Annotated in this window: 21 protein-coding genes; 4 read left to right on the plus strand and 17 right to left on the minus strand. The window is 65.2% G+C overall.

The genetic code is table 11. The features are described from left to right. Positions 1 to 9 precede the first annotated feature (9 nt). From QTI66_RS02655 to QTI66_RS02670, 4 genes are all read right to left on the minus strand, one after another. Complete coding sequence (locus QTI66_RS02655) at positions 10 to 768, minus strand: MHYT domain-containing protein (RefSeq protein WP_286557325.1); 759 nt, start codon at positions 766 to 768, stop codon at positions 10 to 12. A gap of 164 nt (positions 769 to 932) precedes the next feature. Beyond that, positions 933 to 1,814 (minus strand): plasmid replication/partition related protein, encoded by an 882-nt coding sequence (locus tag QTI66_RS02660; protein WP_286557326.1) that lies wholly within the window; start codon positions 1,812 to 1,814, stop codon positions 933 to 935. Positions 1,815 to 1,894: 80 nt separating this feature from the next. Next, positions 1,895 to 2,545, minus strand: coding sequence for a glutathione S-transferase (locus QTI66_RS02665; RefSeq protein ID WP_286557327.1), 651 nt, complete (start codon positions 2,543 to 2,545; stop codon positions 1,895 to 1,897). 121 nt (positions 2,546 to 2,666) lie between these two features. Then, positions 2,667 to 2,924, minus strand: coding sequence for a hypothetical protein (locus QTI66_RS02670; protein WP_286557329.1), 258 nt, complete (start codon positions 2,922 to 2,924; stop codon positions 2,667 to 2,669). Positions 2,925 to 3,094: 170 nt separating this feature from the next. On the opposite strand from QTI66_RS02670, the gene QTI66_RS02675 reads away from it, so the two are divergent. From QTI66_RS02675 to QTI66_RS02690, 4 genes are all read left to right on the plus strand, one after another. Then, on the plus strand, positions 3,095 to 3,754 hold the full coding sequence (locus QTI66_RS02675; RefSeq protein WP_286557331.1) for a YybH family protein: 660 nt from the start codon (positions 3,095 to 3,097) through the stop codon (positions 3,752 to 3,754). A gap of 336 nt (positions 3,755 to 4,090) precedes the next feature. Further along, positions 4,091 to 5,281, plus strand: coding sequence for a PQQ-dependent sugar dehydrogenase (locus tag QTI66_RS02680; RefSeq protein ID WP_286557332.1), 1,191 nt, complete (start codon positions 4,091 to 4,093; stop codon positions 5,279 to 5,281). 32 nt (positions 5,282 to 5,313) lie between these two features. After that, positions 5,314 to 5,958 carry a c-type cytochrome gene (locus QTI66_RS02685; protein ID WP_286557334.1) on the plus strand — a complete coding sequence of 215 codons (645 nt, stop codon included), beginning with the start codon at positions 5,314 to 5,316 and terminating at the stop codon, positions 5,956 to 5,958. A 253-nt stretch (positions 5,959 to 6,211) separates the two neighbouring features. Next, on the plus strand, positions 6,212 to 6,520 hold the full coding sequence (locus QTI66_RS02690) for a hypothetical protein (protein ID WP_353506179.1): 309 nt from the start codon (positions 6,212 to 6,214) through the stop codon (positions 6,518 to 6,520). 79 nt (positions 6,521 to 6,599) lie between these two features. Here QTI66_RS02690 and QTI66_RS02695 read toward each other — a convergent pair whose 3' ends face one another. The 13 genes from QTI66_RS02695 to QTI66_RS02755 all read right to left on the minus strand — a co-directional run bounded on the left by QTI66_RS02695 (position 6,600) and on the right by QTI66_RS02755 (position 17,621). Further along, on the minus strand, positions 6,600 to 7,268 hold the full coding sequence (locus QTI66_RS02695) for a PqiC family protein (protein WP_286557335.1): 669 nt from the start codon (positions 7,266 to 7,268) through the stop codon (positions 6,600 to 6,602). Continuing rightward, entirely contained in the window at positions 7,265 to 8,899 is a 1,635-nt protein-coding gene (locus QTI66_RS02700) for a PqiB family protein (protein ID WP_286557337.1), read from the minus strand. The genes QTI66_RS02695 and QTI66_RS02700 overlap by 4 nt, the downstream gene beginning before the upstream one ends. Positions 8,900 to 8,939: 40 nt before the next feature. Next, a complete protein-coding gene (locus tag QTI66_RS02705) occupies positions 8,940 to 9,611 on the minus strand; it encodes a paraquat-inducible protein A (RefSeq protein ID WP_286557338.1) in 672 nt (223 codons plus the stop codon). After that, positions 9,608 to 10,231 (minus strand): paraquat-inducible protein A, encoded by a 624-nt coding sequence (locus QTI66_RS02710; protein ID WP_286557339.1) that lies wholly within the window; start codon positions 10,229 to 10,231, stop codon positions 9,608 to 9,610. Before QTI66_RS02710 ends, QTI66_RS02705 begins: the two co-directional genes overlap by 4 nt. 253 nt (positions 10,232 to 10,484) lie before the next feature. Further along, positions 10,485 to 11,393 carry an SDR family oxidoreductase gene (locus QTI66_RS02715; protein ID WP_286557340.1) on the minus strand — a complete coding sequence of 303 codons (909 nt, stop codon included), beginning with the start codon at positions 11,391 to 11,393 and terminating at the stop codon, positions 10,485 to 10,487. Continuing rightward, positions 11,390 to 12,331, minus strand: a complete 942-nt coding sequence (locus tag QTI66_RS02720; protein WP_286557342.1) for a glutathione S-transferase family protein — start codon at positions 12,329 to 12,331, stop codon at positions 11,390 to 11,392. Before QTI66_RS02720 ends, QTI66_RS02715 begins: the two co-directional genes overlap by 4 nt. 98 nt (positions 12,332 to 12,429) lie before the next feature. Then, positions 12,430 to 13,446 (minus strand): NADP-dependent oxidoreductase, encoded by a 1,017-nt coding sequence (locus QTI66_RS02725; protein ID WP_286557344.1) that lies wholly within the window; start codon positions 13,444 to 13,446, stop codon positions 12,430 to 12,432. 79 nt (positions 13,447 to 13,525) lie between these two features. Continuing rightward, the gene (locus QTI66_RS02730) at positions 13,526 to 13,975 is read right to left on the minus strand and encodes a PaaI family thioesterase (RefSeq protein ID WP_286557346.1); all 450 of its coding nucleotides are present in this window, start codon (positions 13,973 to 13,975) and stop codon (positions 13,526 to 13,528) included. Between the two features lie 25 nt (positions 13,976 to 14,000). Continuing rightward, on the minus strand, positions 14,001 to 14,795 hold the full coding sequence (locus QTI66_RS02735; protein WP_286557347.1) for an SDR family oxidoreductase: 795 nt from the start codon (positions 14,793 to 14,795) through the stop codon (positions 14,001 to 14,003). A gap of 15 nt (positions 14,796 to 14,810) precedes the next feature. After that, positions 14,811 to 15,092, minus strand: a complete 282-nt coding sequence (locus QTI66_RS02740; protein WP_286557349.1) for a Dabb family protein — start codon at positions 15,090 to 15,092, stop codon at positions 14,811 to 14,813. Further along, the gene (locus QTI66_RS02745) at positions 15,089 to 15,313 is read right to left on the minus strand and encodes a hypothetical protein (protein WP_286557351.1); all 225 of its coding nucleotides are present in this window, start codon (positions 15,311 to 15,313) and stop codon (positions 15,089 to 15,091) included. Before QTI66_RS02745 ends, QTI66_RS02740 begins: the two co-directional genes overlap by 4 nt. After that, positions 15,313 to 17,148, minus strand: coding sequence for an acyl-CoA dehydrogenase (locus QTI66_RS02750; protein ID WP_286557353.1), 1,836 nt, complete (start codon positions 17,146 to 17,148; stop codon positions 15,313 to 15,315). The genes QTI66_RS02745 and QTI66_RS02750 overlap by 1 nt, the downstream gene beginning before the upstream one ends. Beyond that, on the minus strand, positions 17,145 to 17,621 hold the full coding sequence (locus QTI66_RS02755) for a PaaI family thioesterase (protein WP_286557355.1): 477 nt from the start codon (positions 17,619 to 17,621) through the stop codon (positions 17,145 to 17,147). Before QTI66_RS02755 ends, QTI66_RS02750 begins: the two co-directional genes overlap by 4 nt. Positions 17,622 to 17,710 lie beyond the last annotated feature (89 nt).

Here is a 17,710-nt window from a genome sequence, read left to right on the forward strand (position 1 = left end):
GTCAAGAGATCAGGCGCGCTGCGCCGCCGGGATGCCTGCGGACTGGCGGATGAACTGGTCCATCGCAATGACGAAGGCGCTGCCCACCGCGAACACCAGCACCCACACCGGCATCTGCAAGGAGCTGATGACGCCGAAGCCATCGGGAATGGCGCGTGGCGTGGCGGTGGTGCAGATGAAGTCCGCCGCCGCCATGCCGGTGTAGTGCATGGCACAAACCGCCACGCCCATGATGAGCGCGCTCAGGATGCGCGTGGTCCACGTGGGTGTGTTGAAGGCCAGCCAGAGCGCGGCCGAGGCAGCCACCATCGCCATGAAGATCGACAGGGCCACGATCGGCATCTCCCACGCGATGAAGCCGCCGAAGCGCATGCCGTACATGCCCAGGTAGTGCATGAGCGCGACGCCCAGCCCGAGGAAGGAGCCCGCGCCGACGACGCGCCGCAGTTGCCTTGGCGCCTGCGCCACGTACACCAGTGCCACCGACGTGGCCGCCACTGCCGCCACGAGGGAGACGATGGTCTCGAGCATCGAATACGACACGCCCATGTTGATCTTCACGGCCAGCATGCCCACGAAGTGCATCGACCACACGCCAATGCCGCCCAGTGCAATGCCGGCGGAGATGGCGCTGTAGCGATTGACTTTGCCGTTGCGGCCGATGAGCCTGCGCGCAGCCGTCAGGGCAACCAGCGAACCGATGACGGCCATCGCATAAGACAGCACGACAAGGGGGATTTGGTACGTGGGCGTAACAGGGACGTTCATGCGATCAATTCGATGGAGCCGTTGGCGTTAATCTAATTGTATCTATTTGTGTCTCGATTTTGCCCAGACGAAATGTAACGGGCGCGACCCAGCTGGCGCCTCCATGTCGGCGCCTTTGAATCGGCCTGTGTTTTTCCAGCGCCCGCCCTCGAGCGGGCGCCTGATCAGAACGGCGCGGGGAGCTCAGCCTCGGCGTTGCTGCCGGAGCGCGCCATCAACTGGTCCAGCAGGTTCGCGACCTGCTTCTTGAGCGCGGTGTTCTCGGTCGTCAACGCGGCCACGCGCTGGCGCAGCGATTCGACCTCCGCCGAGTCGCCTTCGCCACCGTCCGCGGACTTGCCTTGCGACGGTGCATCGTCGGATGACTCGGCACGCGGCTTCTTCTTTGAATCGCGCACGCGCTTGGCGGCTTGCTTGAGTTCATCCTTGCCGGCGGCCGCAGCGGCGACCTGCTCTTCGGCCGGCAGCGAAGCGACGGCCGCGGCGGCGTTGATCGAAATCGTGCCCGACTTGACGGCCGCCACCAGTTCCGGCGTGGCCTGCTGGTGGATCTTTTCGATGGCCACGACCTGGCTGCTCTTCAGGCGCGCGGCACGGGCAATGGCCTCGCGCGTGTCCAGCGGCGCGGGCGTTGCGTGGTCGTTCGCGCTTGCTGCCGGCGCGTCGGTCGCGCCATCCTGCGACGCGGCGCCATCGGCCGACGCGGCGGCCACTGCCGCACGCTTGGCAGCGACGATCTCGCGCTTGCGCAGCGCCAGCACGCCGCGCTGGAAATCGGAGACGCTGCGCCGACCCAGGTGCTGGTCGATCATCCACAGGTGCACGTCCTCGATGGACTGGAAGCGCGTGTTCTGCACGGTCTGGAAGGGCAAGCCGTGCTTCTGGCAGATGCCATGGCGGTTGTGGCCGTCGACCAGCACGTCGCCCCACAGCACGAGCGCGTCGCGGCAGCCTTCGGTGAGGATGCTGCGCTCCAGCGATTCGTATTCCTCCGGGGTCAACGGGTCGATATAGGCTTTGAGTTCTTCGTTGACGACAATGTCCATGGTGGGCGCGATGTTCGAGTGGGGCAAAAGGGGTCGAATTGTAGTGACTCGGCGCGCCCCGAAACTCGGCCTCGACTGTGTTATGGCGGTGGAAAAACGACGCCCGTTTCGCCGGCTTTCCATGCCGGGTACTTCAACGTGGCGGCGGTCCACAAGGGCGAGGTGGTGAGGCGCGATAGCCAGTCTTGCAACGCGGGCCAGGGCTGGGCTGCAAACCAGTTCGCATCGGTTTGCGCAAACTGCCGGACGAAGGGCGCAATGGCCATGTCGGCCAGCGTGGGCCTGTGGGCGAACAGGTATGGAGCGTCACCCAATCGGGCGTCGAGGTCTTGCAGGAAGCGCGCTCCGTTCGAACGATGAAGGTGCGCGTCCGCGCCTTCATAACGGTCCGGGTACTTGTAGCGGTCGAGCTGCAGCTTGAAGTCGCCATCGCATTGCGCGATGAGCGCCAGCATGTCGCTGAGCGAGCCGCGCTCGGGCTGCAGCCACCCGTCGGGGTCGTGGCACCGCAGCGCCCATAGCATGATGTCAAGGCTCTGCTCGATCACCCTTCCCTCTGCCAGCACCAACACGGGCACGGTGCCCTTGGGGGAAGCTGCCAGCAGCTCGGCAGGCTTGTCGCGCAATACCACCTCGCGCAGTTCGCAACGCTGGCCCCTGGCCAACAGCGCAAAACGTGCGCGCATGGCATAGGGGCATCGCCGAAACGAATAGAGGACGGGGTCGGTCATGATGGGAAAGCATATGACAGGCACTTGGCGACATGCGAACGGCGCAGGGCGACGGTGCTTGTCAATGACGAGCAGGCGCACTCAGCGACCTGGTCACCGAAGACGCGGCAGGCCCAGCGTATCAACTCGCCGCGGCATCCCGCTCGTACAGCGCCCACTTCACGGTGAGGATGTCCGCGGCAATCTTGGCGGCGTTGGCGCCCGCATAGGTTTCAGCGGGATCGAATTCGAACCCCTCCTGGTAGCGCACGACCTCCCCGTAGTCCTTGTCGAACACCATCGGGCCGGTGAGCCCTGCAGGGTCGACGCCTGCCGGAACGGCCAGGAACTTGTCGGCGTTGGTGGCGCTTTGATAGAGGTCGACGGTCATGAGGGTCATGGCGAAATTCCTCGAAGGTTCAAGTTGGTGAAGCCCAAGGCAAGGAGGAATCTTGTCGCGCACTCGCACCCGTTGCAATCGGCCTTCGCCTACATCTGCATCCCGAAAATCTTGACAGCGCGTGCTTGTGCCAGCGGGTCTTGCAGCACCGGGGCTTGCGACCGACTCATTTGCCACCAGCCGCCTCGCGACGACACCACTGGCGCACTGTCGCCGATGGCATCGCCCACCGAGCGACTTTTCGGCATCGAGGCGATTCGCTTGATCTCACCAGGCAAGACCTGGGACGACGGGACAACCCGGCGCGGCGCCGCCTGCCTAAAGTTCATGCCTCTTCTACTTCTATACAAGGTGTTTTCATGAACGTCCGGATCGACCCCGCGTCGCGCATTCATCTTCCTGCGCACGACCAACAAGCCATCGCCCACACGCTGCGTACGCTCCAGCAGGGCTTTGTCGCGCGAGACGCGCAAATGCTGTGCGACGTCTACAGCGACGACGCCGACTGGGTGAACGCCTTCGGAAGCAGAAAGCGCGGCGGCGCGGAAATCGTGACCTACCTGCGCGGCTTGTTCAAGGACGGCAACTTCAATGCAGGCACGCTCGTCGCCGATCCCGAGATCACTGTGCGCGTGCTGAATGCCGAAACAGTGATCGTGTCGGGCCACCTGCGCATCCGCGGTCAGCGTCTTCTGAATGGCGGCGTGATCGAGGAACGCGACAATCACTCGATCCGTCTCCTTCAGCGACAGCCCGACGGCCGCTGGTTGATCGTGTCAGAGATGTACATGGACGCCAACCGGGAACAGACATACGCCGGGCACTCTTGAGAAGCTTGCGCGCAGATCCAGGCATCGACGACCGATTCGAGGGCAGAGCAACATGGCCCTTCGCTGGCCCTTGAATGGCCGCACTACGGGAACACCCGCATCCCGCTGAGCAGTTCCGGACGAGTCCCGATACAGCCGAGCCACAAAGGGTTCCAGCAATGCAACAGCGAATCGTTGTTGATTGTGAACAAATACTTGGCGAGATCGATCCCAACGTACAGAATCGCCGTGCGCATCGGCTTCGGGTGAGTCGATGGAGCTTCGCAGGCCCATCGAGGCACTTGTTGCCGCCGCCGCAATATGCAAGGTCCGGTCGAACAATAGGAGACAACTCTGATGCTCAAGATCACCCGATTCGCCCCCGTCGCGGCTGCACTGCTGTGCACCGCCGTGTGGGCGCAGACCCCGCCCACCGAAGAACCCGGCTGGGCCAAGGGCAGACCGAAGACAGAAGCGGCCAGCCGCATGGCGCCGGTGCCGGCCTTCCCGATTCCGACCGCGGCTGACAAGTTGCCCACGTCGAAGCTGAAGCTGCCGCCGGGCTTCAAGGTCGAAACCTGGGCTTCGGGCGTGCTCGACGCACGCGAACTGCGCAGCAACGGCAAGGGCACCGTGTTCGTGAGCACGCTCTTCGTCGGCAACAAGGTCTACGCCATCAGCGAGAAGGACCCGAAGCACGAGGCCAAGGTCATCATCGACAAACTGCCGATGGCGGCCGGGATCGAGTACTACAAAGGCACTCTTTTCGTGGCGACGAACAAGCAGATCCTGCGCTTCGACGACATCGATTCCAAGCTGGACAACCCCGGCCCGGGCAAGGTGATCTATGACAAGCTGCCCGGCGGCGACGATCACAGCTGGAAGTATCTGCGCGTGCACAACGACAAGCTCTACTACAACATCGGCGCGCCCTGCAACATTTGCGACCCGGGCGAGTACGCCAAGATCTACCGCATGAACCTGGATGGCAGCGGCATCGAGACCGTGGCGGCCGGCGTGCGCAACACCGTGGGCTTCGACTTCGATCCGAAGACGGGCAACCTCTGGTTCACCGACAACGGACGCGACTGGTTCAGCGAGGAACTTCCGAACGACGAGCTGAACGTGGTCACCGGCCCGAACCAGCACTTCGGCTATCCGTACTGCCACCAGGGCAACATCCCCGACCCCGAGTTCGGCTGGGGCAAGTCGTGCAGCGACTTCAAGAAGCCCGCCGCGCTGCTCGGCCCGCATGCCGGCTCGCTGGGCCTGAGCTTCTACAAGGGCAAGATGTTCCCGGCGAAGTACCAAGGCGCGATGTTCATCGCCCGCCACGGTCCGTGGAACCGTACTGTCAAGTACAACGACGTGTCGGTCGCATGGCCTGACGGCAAGGGCGGCGCCCGTGTCGAACCGTTCATGACGGGCTTCGTCCAGGACAACACCTACCTCGGCCGGCCGGTCGACTTCCTGGTGCTGCAGGACGGCTCGATGCTGGTGAGCGACGACCACGCAGGTGCGATCTACCGCATCAGCTACGGGAAGTGAGGCTGGCGGGCTCCGTCATCGCAAGCGCGGCCATGGCGGCCGCGCTTGTCGGGCTCGCCCCGCTGGCCAGCGCGCAGCAGCAGCCGGCCAGCAAGGCCAAGCCACCGGCTGCGGCGCCTGCCGCCGCGCCGGCAACGGTGCCCTACGCGCAGCGCTTCGCACAGGTGTGCGCGGCCTGCCACGGCGCCAACGGCCGCAATGACGCCATGCCGGGCACGCCGGCGCTGGCCGGCCAGCATTCCTTCTATGCCATCACGCAGCTCTTCCTGTTCCGCGAAGGCCGGCGCGACAACCCGGCGATGACAGCCATCGCCAAGGGCATGAAGGACGACGAGATGCGCGGCTTCGCGGACTTCATCGCGACGCTGCCGCCGGTTCCGCCCGCGCCACCGGCCACGCCCAACGATGCGGCCCGCATGACCAAAGGCCAGGCACTGGCGCAGGAACACAAGTGCCTGTTCTGCCATGGCGCCGACCTGAGCGGCGGACAGCAGGTTCCGCGCATCGCGCTGCAGCGGGAGGACTACCTCCAGACGACGCTGCGCGAGTTCAAGAGCGGCAAGCGGCCCGGCTACACGATGGCCATGGCGGGTGCCGTCTCGCAGATCCCGGTCGAGGATCTGGACACCCTTGCCTACTTCGTCTCGCGATTTCCCGCGGGCACGCCGGGCAAGTGAACTGGGGCGCACAGCGCCACACCCTGCCACGCACACAGCAAGCGCGCGTTCAAGTCGACGTACGCCGGCTATGTGCATCGGTCTACCCCCTTCGGGGCGGCGTAGTCCAGAAGCATGGATCATCCCTTTTGACGATACGCAAGTGTCTTAGCTTGCCCTATTGTTCCCATACGCCCCGTTGATGTTGGCCCCGAAGACCACACGACAAGAGCCATCCAGCGAAGGCAAAACGGCACAGCCAAAGGAGGTTGCCATGCAAGTCACGCAAAGCTGTTCACCGACAAGCCGTCCGATGCCATCGAGTGGCGAGTCGTCGTCGTCATCGCAATACCAGTTGCGCTTTCGATCGCTGTTCAGGGAAGGCCGCGCCTACGCATTTCCGTGCGATGTCGAAGGCCACGTGGACATCGATCTGCTCAGCGAGCGCGCCCGGGACAACTATTTCTTCGCGCGCATCTCGATCGGCCGGGAACTGTCGATTCCCGAGGTGTGCCGCTGCGACTCGCTGGCGCCCGCCGGCCCGCGGCAGCATTTTGCCGAAGGTGCGCAGGTTCACGCCTGAAGAACTGAGGGGATCGGTATCGCGCCGGGCGCGCCGGCGCAATGCCTTCGCGGGAACGAATCAGCTGAAAGGCTGAGCGCTACCCTTCGACCGGGCAGCGCGCGCCATGCCGCCCCGCCATCGACGCCACGCTCCCGGCAATCCCGTCGGCCAGCCGCCCCGTCACGCGCCGCGCGCCCTGCGCCACGCCTTCGAGCCCGCCCGACAGCGCCTCTGAAACCCTCAGGTTGCAGGTCACCAGTGGCTCTTCATCCGTGCGGCGAAGCGTCCAGCTGAATGCTCCATCCAGCTTGCCGCCCTCCACCGCATCGAACTGCCCCATCTGCACGACGACCCGGTACACGGGCTGGCCGCGCGATTGTCCGCTCTTGGTGACGTCCACCGCCGACAGCCGGCTCGCAATGCCAGCGGCCAGCGCATCCCGCAACTCGCTCTCGAAGGACGACGACCAGCGCGACTGCTCCAGGATCTCGACCTGCGCATCGGGCTCGTTCTGGCGGCGCACCACCATTTGCGGTCTGGCAAAGCGCTCGGGCATGGCGATGGGCGACACCTCGAAGTAGATCCGCTCGCCGGAAGAAGCCCGCGCTGCCGTAGCGGTGGCGGGCGCGGAAGTCACATCGCGCGATGGCTCGGCCAGCGTGTAGTAGCGCGTCGGCGTGCCCGCGCAGCCGGCCATGAGCACGAGTGCGGGCACGGCAGCCAGAACCCTGCGGGCCAGCCCTTGACGACGACAGGCGATCTTCATTTCTTGTCCTCCGGCTTGCCGCGCAGCAGCGACTCGGGGTGCCGTTCCAGGTAGTCGGTGAGCGTGCGCAGCGAGGCGGCCGAGCGCGTGAGTTCCTGAAGTGTCTGGCGCAGGTCCTGCTGGAGCGGCGAGTCGTTGGCCAGCGTGCGGTCCGCCGAGTTGAGCGTCTTGCGCACGTCCTTCATGGCCGCGGTCATCTCGGGCGTGACGTCCTTGTTCAACTGCGCGGCCAGCACTTCGACGCTCTTCAGGGTCTTGTCGAGTGAAACCAGTGCGGTGCGTGCGTCGTTGCCGATCTGCTCGATCGGCACCTTGTTGAGCTTGCTCGCAATGTCCTGGATCTGCGCCTGCAGGTCGTCCAGGCTGTTGGGCATGGTGGGCAGCTCGATCGGGTTTCTTTCGACATCGACCTTGACGGCCGGCGCCTTGGGGAAGAAGTCGAGCGCCACGTACACCTGCCCGGTCAGCAGGTTGCCCATGCGCAGTTGTGCGCGCAGGCCCTTGCCGATGAGAAAGCGAAAGCGCTGGTCGGGCGTCCAGTTGCCCTGGTTGGTCGTCTCGTAGGCGCGGCGGCGCAGGCGCTCCGGATAGATCTCCACGAACACCGGCATGCGGAATTCGCGCTCGTTGCGGTCGAACTCCACGCCGATGGATTTCACCTCGCCGATCACGATGCCCCGAAAGTCCACCGGCGCCCCCGGCGTCAGGCCGCGCAGCGACTGGTTGAAGTACATCAGCATGTGCCGGGATTCACCGTCGGGCTCGCGCATCGCGGAGGCCTCGTCATTGGCCAGCGCAAAAGCCGCGCCTTCGCCCGCGAGCTCGCCCAAGTTGTCATCCGGCGCCTGGAAGGCAATGCCGCCGAGCACGATGGTGGCCAGCGCCTGCGTGCGCAGGGTCAGGCCGCTGGCGCTCAGCTGCACGTCGATGCCGCTGGCGTGCCAGAAGCGCGTATTGACGCCCACGTACTGGTCGTAGGGCGTGTTGATGAACACCCGAAGCGTCACGCCGCGGCCGTCGGGGTCGAGCTGGTACGACGCCACCTGCCCCACCTTGATGCGCCGGAAAAACACGGGCGAGCCGATGTCGACCGACCCCGCGTCCCGGGCGTGCAGCGTGAACTGCCGCCCCGGCGCATCGCGCGTGATGATGGGCGGCACCTCCAGCCCTTTGAACTCGCTGGCCGTCTCTTCCGCGCTGCCGGCGTCCGCGCCGATGTACGCGCCCGAAAGCAAGGTGCCCAGACCCGAAATGCCGGAGGTGTCCAGCCGGGGCCGCACCACCCAGTAGCGCGTGTCTTTGGCGGTGAAGGAGTCGGCTTCCTTCTTGAGCTGCACCGTCACGTTGACGTGCGAGCGGTCGCGCGCCAGCCGGATGGTCTGCACGGTGCCGATCTGCACCTCCTTGTACTTGACGGCAGTCTTGCCCGCCTCCAGCCCCTCGGCGCTGAGAAAGGTGATGTCGATTTCCGGCCCGCGATTGAGCAGGATCTTTGCCACCAGCCAGAACCCGACCAGCGCCGCCACCACGGGAATGAGCCAGATGAGCGAAGGCATCCAGTCGCGGCGCTTGGCGACGACGGGCCGGGGCAGTTCGGTGTCCGGAGCGGACGCAGACTGTTCGTCGGTCATGGCGGAAGAACCTTGTGGCTGCGGTCGGGCCTGTGACTGCTCATGCGGTGTTCCGGATCCTTGTTGTTGAATTGTCGGTCGATGGGGCCGGCACGGATTCGTCGTCCCACGTCAGGCGAGGATCAAAACTCAGGGACGCCAGCATCGTCAACACCACGACCGCTGCAAAGGCTGCGATGCCAAAGCCGGCCGTGATCTCTGCAAAACCCTGGATGCGCACCAACCCGGCCAGGAGCGACACCACGAACACGTCGAGCATCGACCAGCGTCCGATCACCTCGATGATGCGGTAGAGCCTGGCCCGCTCCGGCCGACCCCATGCACTGTGCCGCTGCGCGCCCAGCGCGAGCACCATGAGCGCGGCCAGCTTGAACAGCGGCACCAGGAAGCTCGCAATGAAGATGATGGCCGCCAGCCCGTACGCGCCCGACACCCAGAAGTAGATGACGCCACTGAGGATGGTGTCGTACTGCGCCCCGAAAAGCGAGCGCGTGATCATCACCGGCAGCATGTTCGCCGGCACGTACATGATGGCCGCCGCAATCAGCAAGGCCCAGGTGCGGCTCAGGCTGTGGGGCTTGCGGCGGTGCAGCTTCGTGCCGCAGCGCCCGCACGGCTCTCCATCTTCCGCTCCGCGCCAGGCGGTGCCGCAGTGATGGCAGGCCATCAGGCCCATCTGTTGGGCCGTGCGGGGCGGTGCCTGTTGCGTCATGGCCCTGCATCCGGCTTCGGGCTGAACATCACCGTCCAGAAGGCCCGGGGATTGAAAGCCAGCACCGCCGTCAGCAACACCGTGAGCCCCACGAAGGCCCACAGCGCCGGCCCCGGAATCACCTGCGCCATGCTGGAGAGCTTGACGATGGCCACCAGCACGCCCAGCAGGAAGACCTCGATCATTCCCCAGGGCTGCAGCGCCTGCATGGCGCGCACCAGGATGTTGAACCCCGGCCGCGGGCCGCCGGAGCGCACGGGAACCAGCAGGTAGAAAAGAATGCAGAGCTGGAAGAAGGGAAAAAGCAGCGTCGTGGCGAGCACCAGCATTGCCACTTCCGACAGCCCGCCCGTGCTCAGGGCCACCACGGCGCCTACCAGCGTGGTCTCGTTGCTCAGTCCTTGCAGTTCGATCTCGACGATCGGAAAGGCATTGGCGATGACGAAGAGGATCAGGCAAGCCGCCGTGAGCGGCAGGATGCGCTCATGGAGCCGGCCCCAGGCCCGTTCGAGTTCCGTGCCGCAGCGCGGGCACGTGGCCACCTGACGGCGGCCCAGAGGCGCACGGTGGTACACCGCGTCGCATCCTTCGCAGACGATGGCTTCGGGGACTTCCTGCATATTCCGGGAAGGTAACCGATTCCTGTGTTGCGGGCCCGTCAGCGGATGCCGATTCCGCGGGGATCTTCAGGAGCGCGCCTTGGCTCCCTCGCCCCTCCGGAGGAGGGAGCAACAAGCCAACATTCTTGCTCGGGTGTTTCTCCCTCGCCCCTCCGGGGAGAGGGTTGGGGTGAGGGGCATGGGCGATGGATGCAATGCAGCTTGTCTACCGCCCGGTGCCCTCACCCCTGCCCTCTCCCGGAGGGAGAGGGAGTCAATCCGCCGCGCGCAGGGCGGCTTTCAGCTGGATGCCGATTTCGGGGCGCTCGAGGAAAGGGTCCGCCGGGTTCGCACCCGACACGATGCCTTCCATGCGCGACTGCACATTGCCCAGCGCCTTGGGATGGCTGTAGACGTAGAACTGGTCGGCCGAGATCGCGTCGAACACCTTTTGCGCGACGTCGGCGGCGGACACCTTGCCGCTGCTCACGGCCTTCTCGCTCATTGCCCGGCCGATGATCTGGCTCTTGGTCGGCTTGTTGGCGGACAGTTCGCCCGGACGGTTGCGGTCGCTCGCCGCGATGCCAGTCGGCACGAAATACGGGCACAGCAGGCTCGCGCCGATCTGGTCCGTGACCAGTCGCAAGTCCTGGTACATCGTCTCCGTCAGGCTCACGACCGCGGCCTTGGCGGCGTTGTAGATGCCCATGTTCGGCGGTGTGAGCAGGCCGGCCATGCTGGCGGTATTGGTGATGTGGCCGCGGTAGCCCGGGTCTTTTGCGGCGGCTTCCAGCATCATCGGCGTGAACAGGCGCACGCCGTGGATCACGCCCCACAGGTCCACACCCAGCACCCAGTCCCAATCGGCGACGGTGTTTTCCCAGACCAGGCCACCCGCGCCGACGCCGGCGTTGTTGAACACGAAATGCGGCGCGCCGAAGCGTTCCTTGACGGCCTGCGCCAGGCTTTCCATCTGCACGGCGCTGGACACGTCGACCTTGCGTGCCAGCACCTGTGCGCCGGCGGCTTCCATCTCGGCCTGCGCCTTGTCGAGCGCGTCCTGCTGCACGTCGACGAGCACGAGGTTCATGCCGCGCGCAGCGCCGATGCGCGCGCATTCGAGGCCGAAGCCCGAACCGGCGCCCGTCAATACAGCCGTCTTGCCCTTGAAATCCTGAATCATGCGGTCTCTACTTTCTTGAGTACGTAGCCAATGCGGGGGAAATGAACGTGCACCGTGCCGGCGCGCGGGTCGGTGCGGCTCAGGGTGAAATGGGTGCGCGTGGCGGCGACGAGATCGCCTTCCGTCGGTTCGGGGCCGAAGCTCTCGGCGGAAATCGCGACGCGCGTGCCCAGCGGAATGCCATGGTCGTCCTGGAAGGTGCTGTCGGTGAGCAGCGTGTGGGGCGTCGACGCCGCGGCCACGGCAATGGCGCCAGCCGAATCGAACTTCTCCATCTGGCCGTGGCCGATGGCGGCCATGCGGTCCATCCATGCGACAACCGCGGGCGTGTGCTGCAGGACGTCCGACACCGAGGGCGTGCGCACGCGCGTGAACCACAGCGGGTGATACAGCGCGAAGTCCGCCACGGTGGGCACGTTGCCGAGCACGAAGTCTTGCCCGTCGAGCATGTCGGAGATGCGGCGCAGGTAGGACTTGTAGGCCGCAGCGGCGTCCGTCGGGCGGATGCGCGTCATGTTGAAGCTCATCGCCTTGCGGTCTTCGGCAAAAGCCTTGCCGACTTCCGGTGGTGCCTTGCCGAACATGTCGCCCGCGCCCTTGGGCTGGAAGTTGAAGCCCATCGAGGTCCAGAACAGCGTCGTGTCACCCCACTGCGCCACCGTCCGGGCCAGTCCCTTGTCCTGCTTCGGATACAAGGCCGGATCGGGTGCGAGGTGTTCCAGCACGTCGCAGATGAGCGCGGTGTCGCAATAGATGTCGGCGCCGATCTGCAGGACAGGCGTCTTGCGGTAGCCGCCCGTGAGCGCCACCACGTCCGGCTTGGGCAGGATCGGCGGGATGATGACCGACTTCCACGCGAGCTTCTTGAAGCCCAGGATGGTGCGCGCCTTCTCCGCGAAGGGAGAGGTCGGATAGTGATGAAGGATCAGCTCGGCCATGGTGTTGTCTCTCTGCTAAAGGAAGTTCAGTCAATGCTCCGGGATAGCCGCCAATCCCGAAGCGACACGAAGTGCGTGCAGCCTGGGGGCGAGCTTCATCAGATCAGCTTGACCAGTTGCTTGCCGAAGTTCTTGCCCTTGAGCAAGCCGAGGAAGGCTTCGGGCGCCGACTCGATGCCCTGCGCAATCGACTCGCGCGGCTTGAGCTTGCCGGTGGCGACCAGCGTGCCCAGTTCCTTCAGCGCCTCGGGCCACACTTCCATGTGCTCGCTGACGATGAAGCCTTCGAGCTTGAGGCGATTGATGAGGATGAGCGAGGGGTTGGCCAGCGGCAGTGGTGCGCCGTCGTAGCCCGCGATCATTCCGCACAGGGCGACGCGCGCGAACGCGTTGGTGCGCAGCAGCACCGCGTCGAAGATGTAGCCGCCAACGTTCTCGAAATAGCCGTCGATGCCCTTCGGGCAGGCTTCCTTGAGCGCTTGGCTCATGCTCTTGGTGTCGGCGTGCTCGCGGTAGTCGATGCACACGTCGAAGCCCAGTTCTTCCACCGCGTACTTGCACTTGTCCGGACCGCCCGCGATGCCGACCACGCGGCAGCCGCGCGCCTTGCCCAGCGCCGCAAACGCGCTGCCGACAGCGCCGCTGGCAGCCGAGACGACGATCGTGTCGCCCGCCTTCGGGTTGATGATCTTCACCAGGCCGTACCAGGCCGTGACGCCCGGCATGCCGACCGCACCGAGGTAGTGCGACAGCGGCACATGCGTGGTGTCGACCTTGCGCAGCGCACCGGGCTGCGAAGCGTCGACCACGCTGTATTCCTGCCAGCCGCCAAAGCCGACGACCTTGTCGCCGACGGCGTATTTCGGGTTTTTGCTCTCGACGACCTCGCCGACCGTGCCGCCCTGCATCACCTGCCCCAGCGGCTGCGGCTGCGCGTAGCTCTTGGACTCGTTCATGCGTCCGCGCATGTAGGGGTCCAGGCTCAGGTAGTGATGGCGCACCAGGACTTCGTTGTCCTTGAGCTCGCGCGTCTGCGAGGTGACGAGCTTGAAATTGCTGGCAACGGCTTCGCCTTCGGGGCGGTTGTCGAGCAACTGTTGCTTGTTGGCTGGCATGGATGTGTCTCCTTGATCCGGTGAAGTCAGTTGAATACGCGCAGCGCTTGCGCCGTGCGCTCGCCGCGAAAAGCGCGGCTCAGTCGGTGGACGGTGGGCGCTGTTCGTTCGCACTGCCCGGCCCGACGGGCAGGCGCTTGCGCACGTACTTGAAAGTGCCCGTCGAATGGGCGCAGGCGCGGCCTTGTTCGTCGTAGATCGTCGCCTCGGTGAAGGCGAGCGTGGTGGTGCGGTGCATCAGGTGGCCCTTGGCGACGAGCGGGCCGACCGAGGGGTGCATGAAGCTCGTTTTCATCTCGATGGTGACGACGCCCACTTCCGGCGTGTCGCTGCGCGCCGCCGCGGCCATGGCGATGTCCAGCAGCGTCATGCAGGCGCCGCCGTGCGTCACGTCGAAAGTGTTGAGGTGCTCCGGCTTGGCCGTGTAGTGGATCTCCGACTGCCCGCCTTCGAACTTCGTCAGTTCGAAGCCGAGGTGCCGCGCAAACGGGATGCGGCTGGTGTAGGCGCGGGTTTCGATGTCGGACATGTGATTTGCCAGGGCCGAAAGAGGCTCAAGAGCCTGTGACGACGCTCACGCCGCCATCCACCGCCATCCATTGGCCTGTGATGTGCTTGCCAGCGTCGCTCGCGTAGAGGAGCGTGATGCCCTTCAGGTCTTCGTCGTCGCCCAGGCGGCCGAGGGGCGCGTGCGAAGCCATCTTTTCCTCACCGATCGACTTGATCAGGCCGGCCGCCATCTTCGTCATGAAGAAGCCGGGGCAGATCGCGTTGACGTTGATGTTGTACTTGCCCCATTCGGCCGCCAGCGTGTGCGTGAAGCCGATGACGGCCGTCTTGGAGGTGTTGTAGGCAATGGTCTGCATCTCGGGCGGGTTGCCGTTCAGGCCAGCGATGGACGCGATGTTGATGATGCGCCCCGACTTCTTCGGGATCATGTAGCCGCGTGCGACCTGTTGCGCCAGGATGAAGTAGCCGCGCACGTTGAGGTTCATCACCTTGTCCCAGGCTGGCACGGGATGGTCTTCGGCGGGTGCGCCCCAGCTCGCGCCGGCATTGTTCACCAGGATGTCGACCGCGCCCATGCGCTCGAGCGTTTCGTCGGCCAGGCGGCGGGTGTCTTCTTCCTTCGAGCAGTCCGCGGCGATCCAGCGCGCGTCGATGTTGGCGGCCTGCAATTCGGCGGCTGCCTGCTCCAGGTCTTCCGCCTTGCGCGAGCTCAGCATGATGCGTGCGCCGGCCTCGCCCAGCGCGTGGGCCATCTGCAGGCCCAGGCCGCGCGAGCCACCGGTGATGAGGGCCGTCTTGCCCGTGAGGTCGAACAGTTGCTGGATGGTTCGTTGGGTCATGTGTGTCTCCGGGAATCAGATTTCGTAGTCGAGCACGCTACGGGATTCGCGCAACGTGCCCAGGGTCGCAACGACCTGCTTGTGGTGCGGATGCACGAGGTACGCCTCGAGCGACGCCCTGTCGTCGAACACCGAATACAGCACCACGTCGTGGTTCGCCTCGAATCCTTCGGCGCGCACGGCCGTTTCGAACTCGCGCATGCCGGGCACGATGCCCTTGCAGCTGTCGAGTTCGGCCTTGAAGCGCGGCGCGTCGGCCGCGTTGAGGAGCTTCCACATCACGATGTGCTTGATCATTTCTTGTCCTTGGGTGGGTCCAGACGGGATCGTACGTAAATGAGCACCGCACCGACGGTCGCAATGACGACACCCGGCACGCCAATGATCCAGCCGAGCATCGTGTCGTTGCGTGCCGTGGCAATGCCCAGCACGAGCGCGAACAGCCCGCCGTAGATCAGGGTCCAGGTCCAGGCTTCGAGCCTTGCGTGCGGATTGCGCTCTTCGGGGGCATCGGCCATCAGAAAGCCTCTTCTGGCATGGCCACGCAAATCGGGTCGCGGCTCTCGACGACGTTGAGCCAGGCGCCGATTTTGGGCAGCTCGTAATGGAAGAAGTAGGACGCCGCGCCCAGGCGCCCTACCGTCGCGGGCTGCGCAGCTGCCGCGTCCAGCGCGATCGAACGCGTGGCCACGTCCAGCCACAGCCAAGCCAGCACGGTGTGGCCGAAGGCCTGCATGTAGGGCACGGCGTTGATCAGCGCATCCTTCGGGTTGCCGGTGGACCAGGCCTGGCGCGTCGCGGACACCACGCGGGTGAGCGCTTCGCCCAGCGCCTTTGCATGCGCGGCCACCTGCGGCACGCCGGCCGCGGCTTCGATGGATTCCTTCATGCGCGCAATCAGCAGTTCGAGGCCACGGCCGTTTTCCATGAGCACTTTCCGGCCCAGCAGGTCGGCTGCCTGAATCCCGTGCGTGCCTTCGTGGATCATGTTGAGGCGATTGTCGCGCCAGTACTGCTCCACCGGGAAGTCGCGTGTGTAGCCGTAGCCGCCGTGGATCTGGATCGCCAGCGAATTGGCTTCCAGGCACCACTCGCTGGGCCAGCTCTTGGCAATGGGCGTGAGCACTTCGAGCAGCAGGCGCGCGTCGTCGGCGGCCTGCGCGGAACCCGTCTTCTGTTCGTCGACCAGCCGAGCGCAATACAGCGACAAGGCCAGCGAGCCTTCGCAGTACGACTTCTGCGCGAGCAGCATGCGCCGCACGTCGGCGTGTTCGATGATGCGCACCTGCGGCCTGGCGGCGTCCTTGCCTTCCGGGCCGACCGGGCGGCCCTGCGGACGGCTCTTTGCGTATTCCAGCGAGGCGTAGTAGCCGGCCATGCCGAGCATCACCGCGGCCGTGCCGACGCTGATGCGCGCCTCGTTCATCATGTGGAACATGCAATGCAGACCCTTGCCGGGCTGGCCCACGAGGTAGCCGACTGCGCCGGCCTTGCCGCCGACGGGGTACTTGCCTTCGCCGAAGTTCAGAAGTGTGTTCGTGGTGCCGCGCCAGCCGAGTTTGTGATTCAGGCCCGCCAGTGCGACATCGTTGCGTTCGCCGGTCAATTGGCCCTGCGTGTCGACCATGCGCTTGGGCACGATGAACAGCGAGATGCCACGCGTACCCGGAATCAACTTGCCGTTTTCATCCGGAATCTTCGCCAGCACGATGTGAACGATGTTCTCGGTCAGCTCGTGGTCGCCCGAGGAGATCCACATCTTGTTGCCCGTGAGGCGGTAGCGCGGGCCGAGCGGATCGTCCTGGAAGTCCGCGCCATCCGGCACCGCACGCGTTGCCACGTCGCTCAGCGACGAGCCGGCCTGCGGCTCCGACAAGCACATCGTGCCCGCCCAGCGTCCCGAGAACTCGTTCTTCGCAAAGACTTCCTTCTGCATTTCGGTGCCATGCACCATCAGCAGATTGGCGTTGCCGCTCGTGAGCATGTTCGAGCCGATGCTCACCGACGCCATCGCAAAGAAACTGTTCGCCGCAGCCTGCAAGGTGAACGGTAACTGCATGCCGCCGATTTCGTAGTCCTGCGCGGCGCTCATCATTCCGGATTCGACAAAGGCCTTGTGCGCGTCGTGCGTGGCCTGCGGCAGGATCACCTTTTCACCGTCGAAATGCGGCTCCTGTGTGTCGACCGTGCGGTTGTGCGGCGCGTACTTCTCGCGGGCGATGCGTTCGCAGGTGTCGAGCACGGCGTCGAAGGTCTCACGTGAATGGTCGGCAAAGCGCTCGCGCTCGTTGAGCTTGTCGGCGTGCAGCCAGTCGTAAAGCAAGAAATCGAGCGTGGGACGGAGAAGGCTCATGGAACATCCTGTGAAGCGTGCGACGGCGGTGGCGAAGGCAGGCGCGCGATGGTGCCCTGCGCAATCGCGCAAAGCTTCTCGACGCCGTCCGTCACCGTGAACACCTCGCAGGTGCAGACCGATTGCGACGTACCCACGTGCACGGCCTGCGCCCGCGCGATCAGGCGTTCGCCTGTTGCCGGTCGCGTGTAGTTGATCTTGAATTCGGCCGTGACGACCGGGACTTGCATGGCGGTGCCGCCAGCGAATGTGAGTGCGTTGTCGGCAAGGTAGCTGATGACCCCGCCATGCACGAAGCCGTGCTGTTGCAGCAGCTTGGGGGCAACGGGCAGATGCAGCTCGATGCGCCCCGGAGAAGGCGCGTGCAGCTCGGCGCCGAGCAGCACGCTGAAGGGTTGCGAGGCCAATGCCTCACGTCCCATCGCGAGAAAGGCCTCCGGCGTCGCTTTGGACGATTCGGTGGACGCTTTCATTCAGTACCTCCAGCGCGCGAATTGCCTCATTCGGGAAACACCGCGGAACCGGCTTTGCCGGGCCGCTGGTGTTGCCCCCTTGAGGGGGT

It is taken from the genome of Variovorax brevis (genome assembly GCF_030317105.1).
GTDB classification, from domain to species: Bacteria; Pseudomonadota; Gammaproteobacteria; order Burkholderiales; family Burkholderiaceae_C; genus Variovorax; species Variovorax brevis.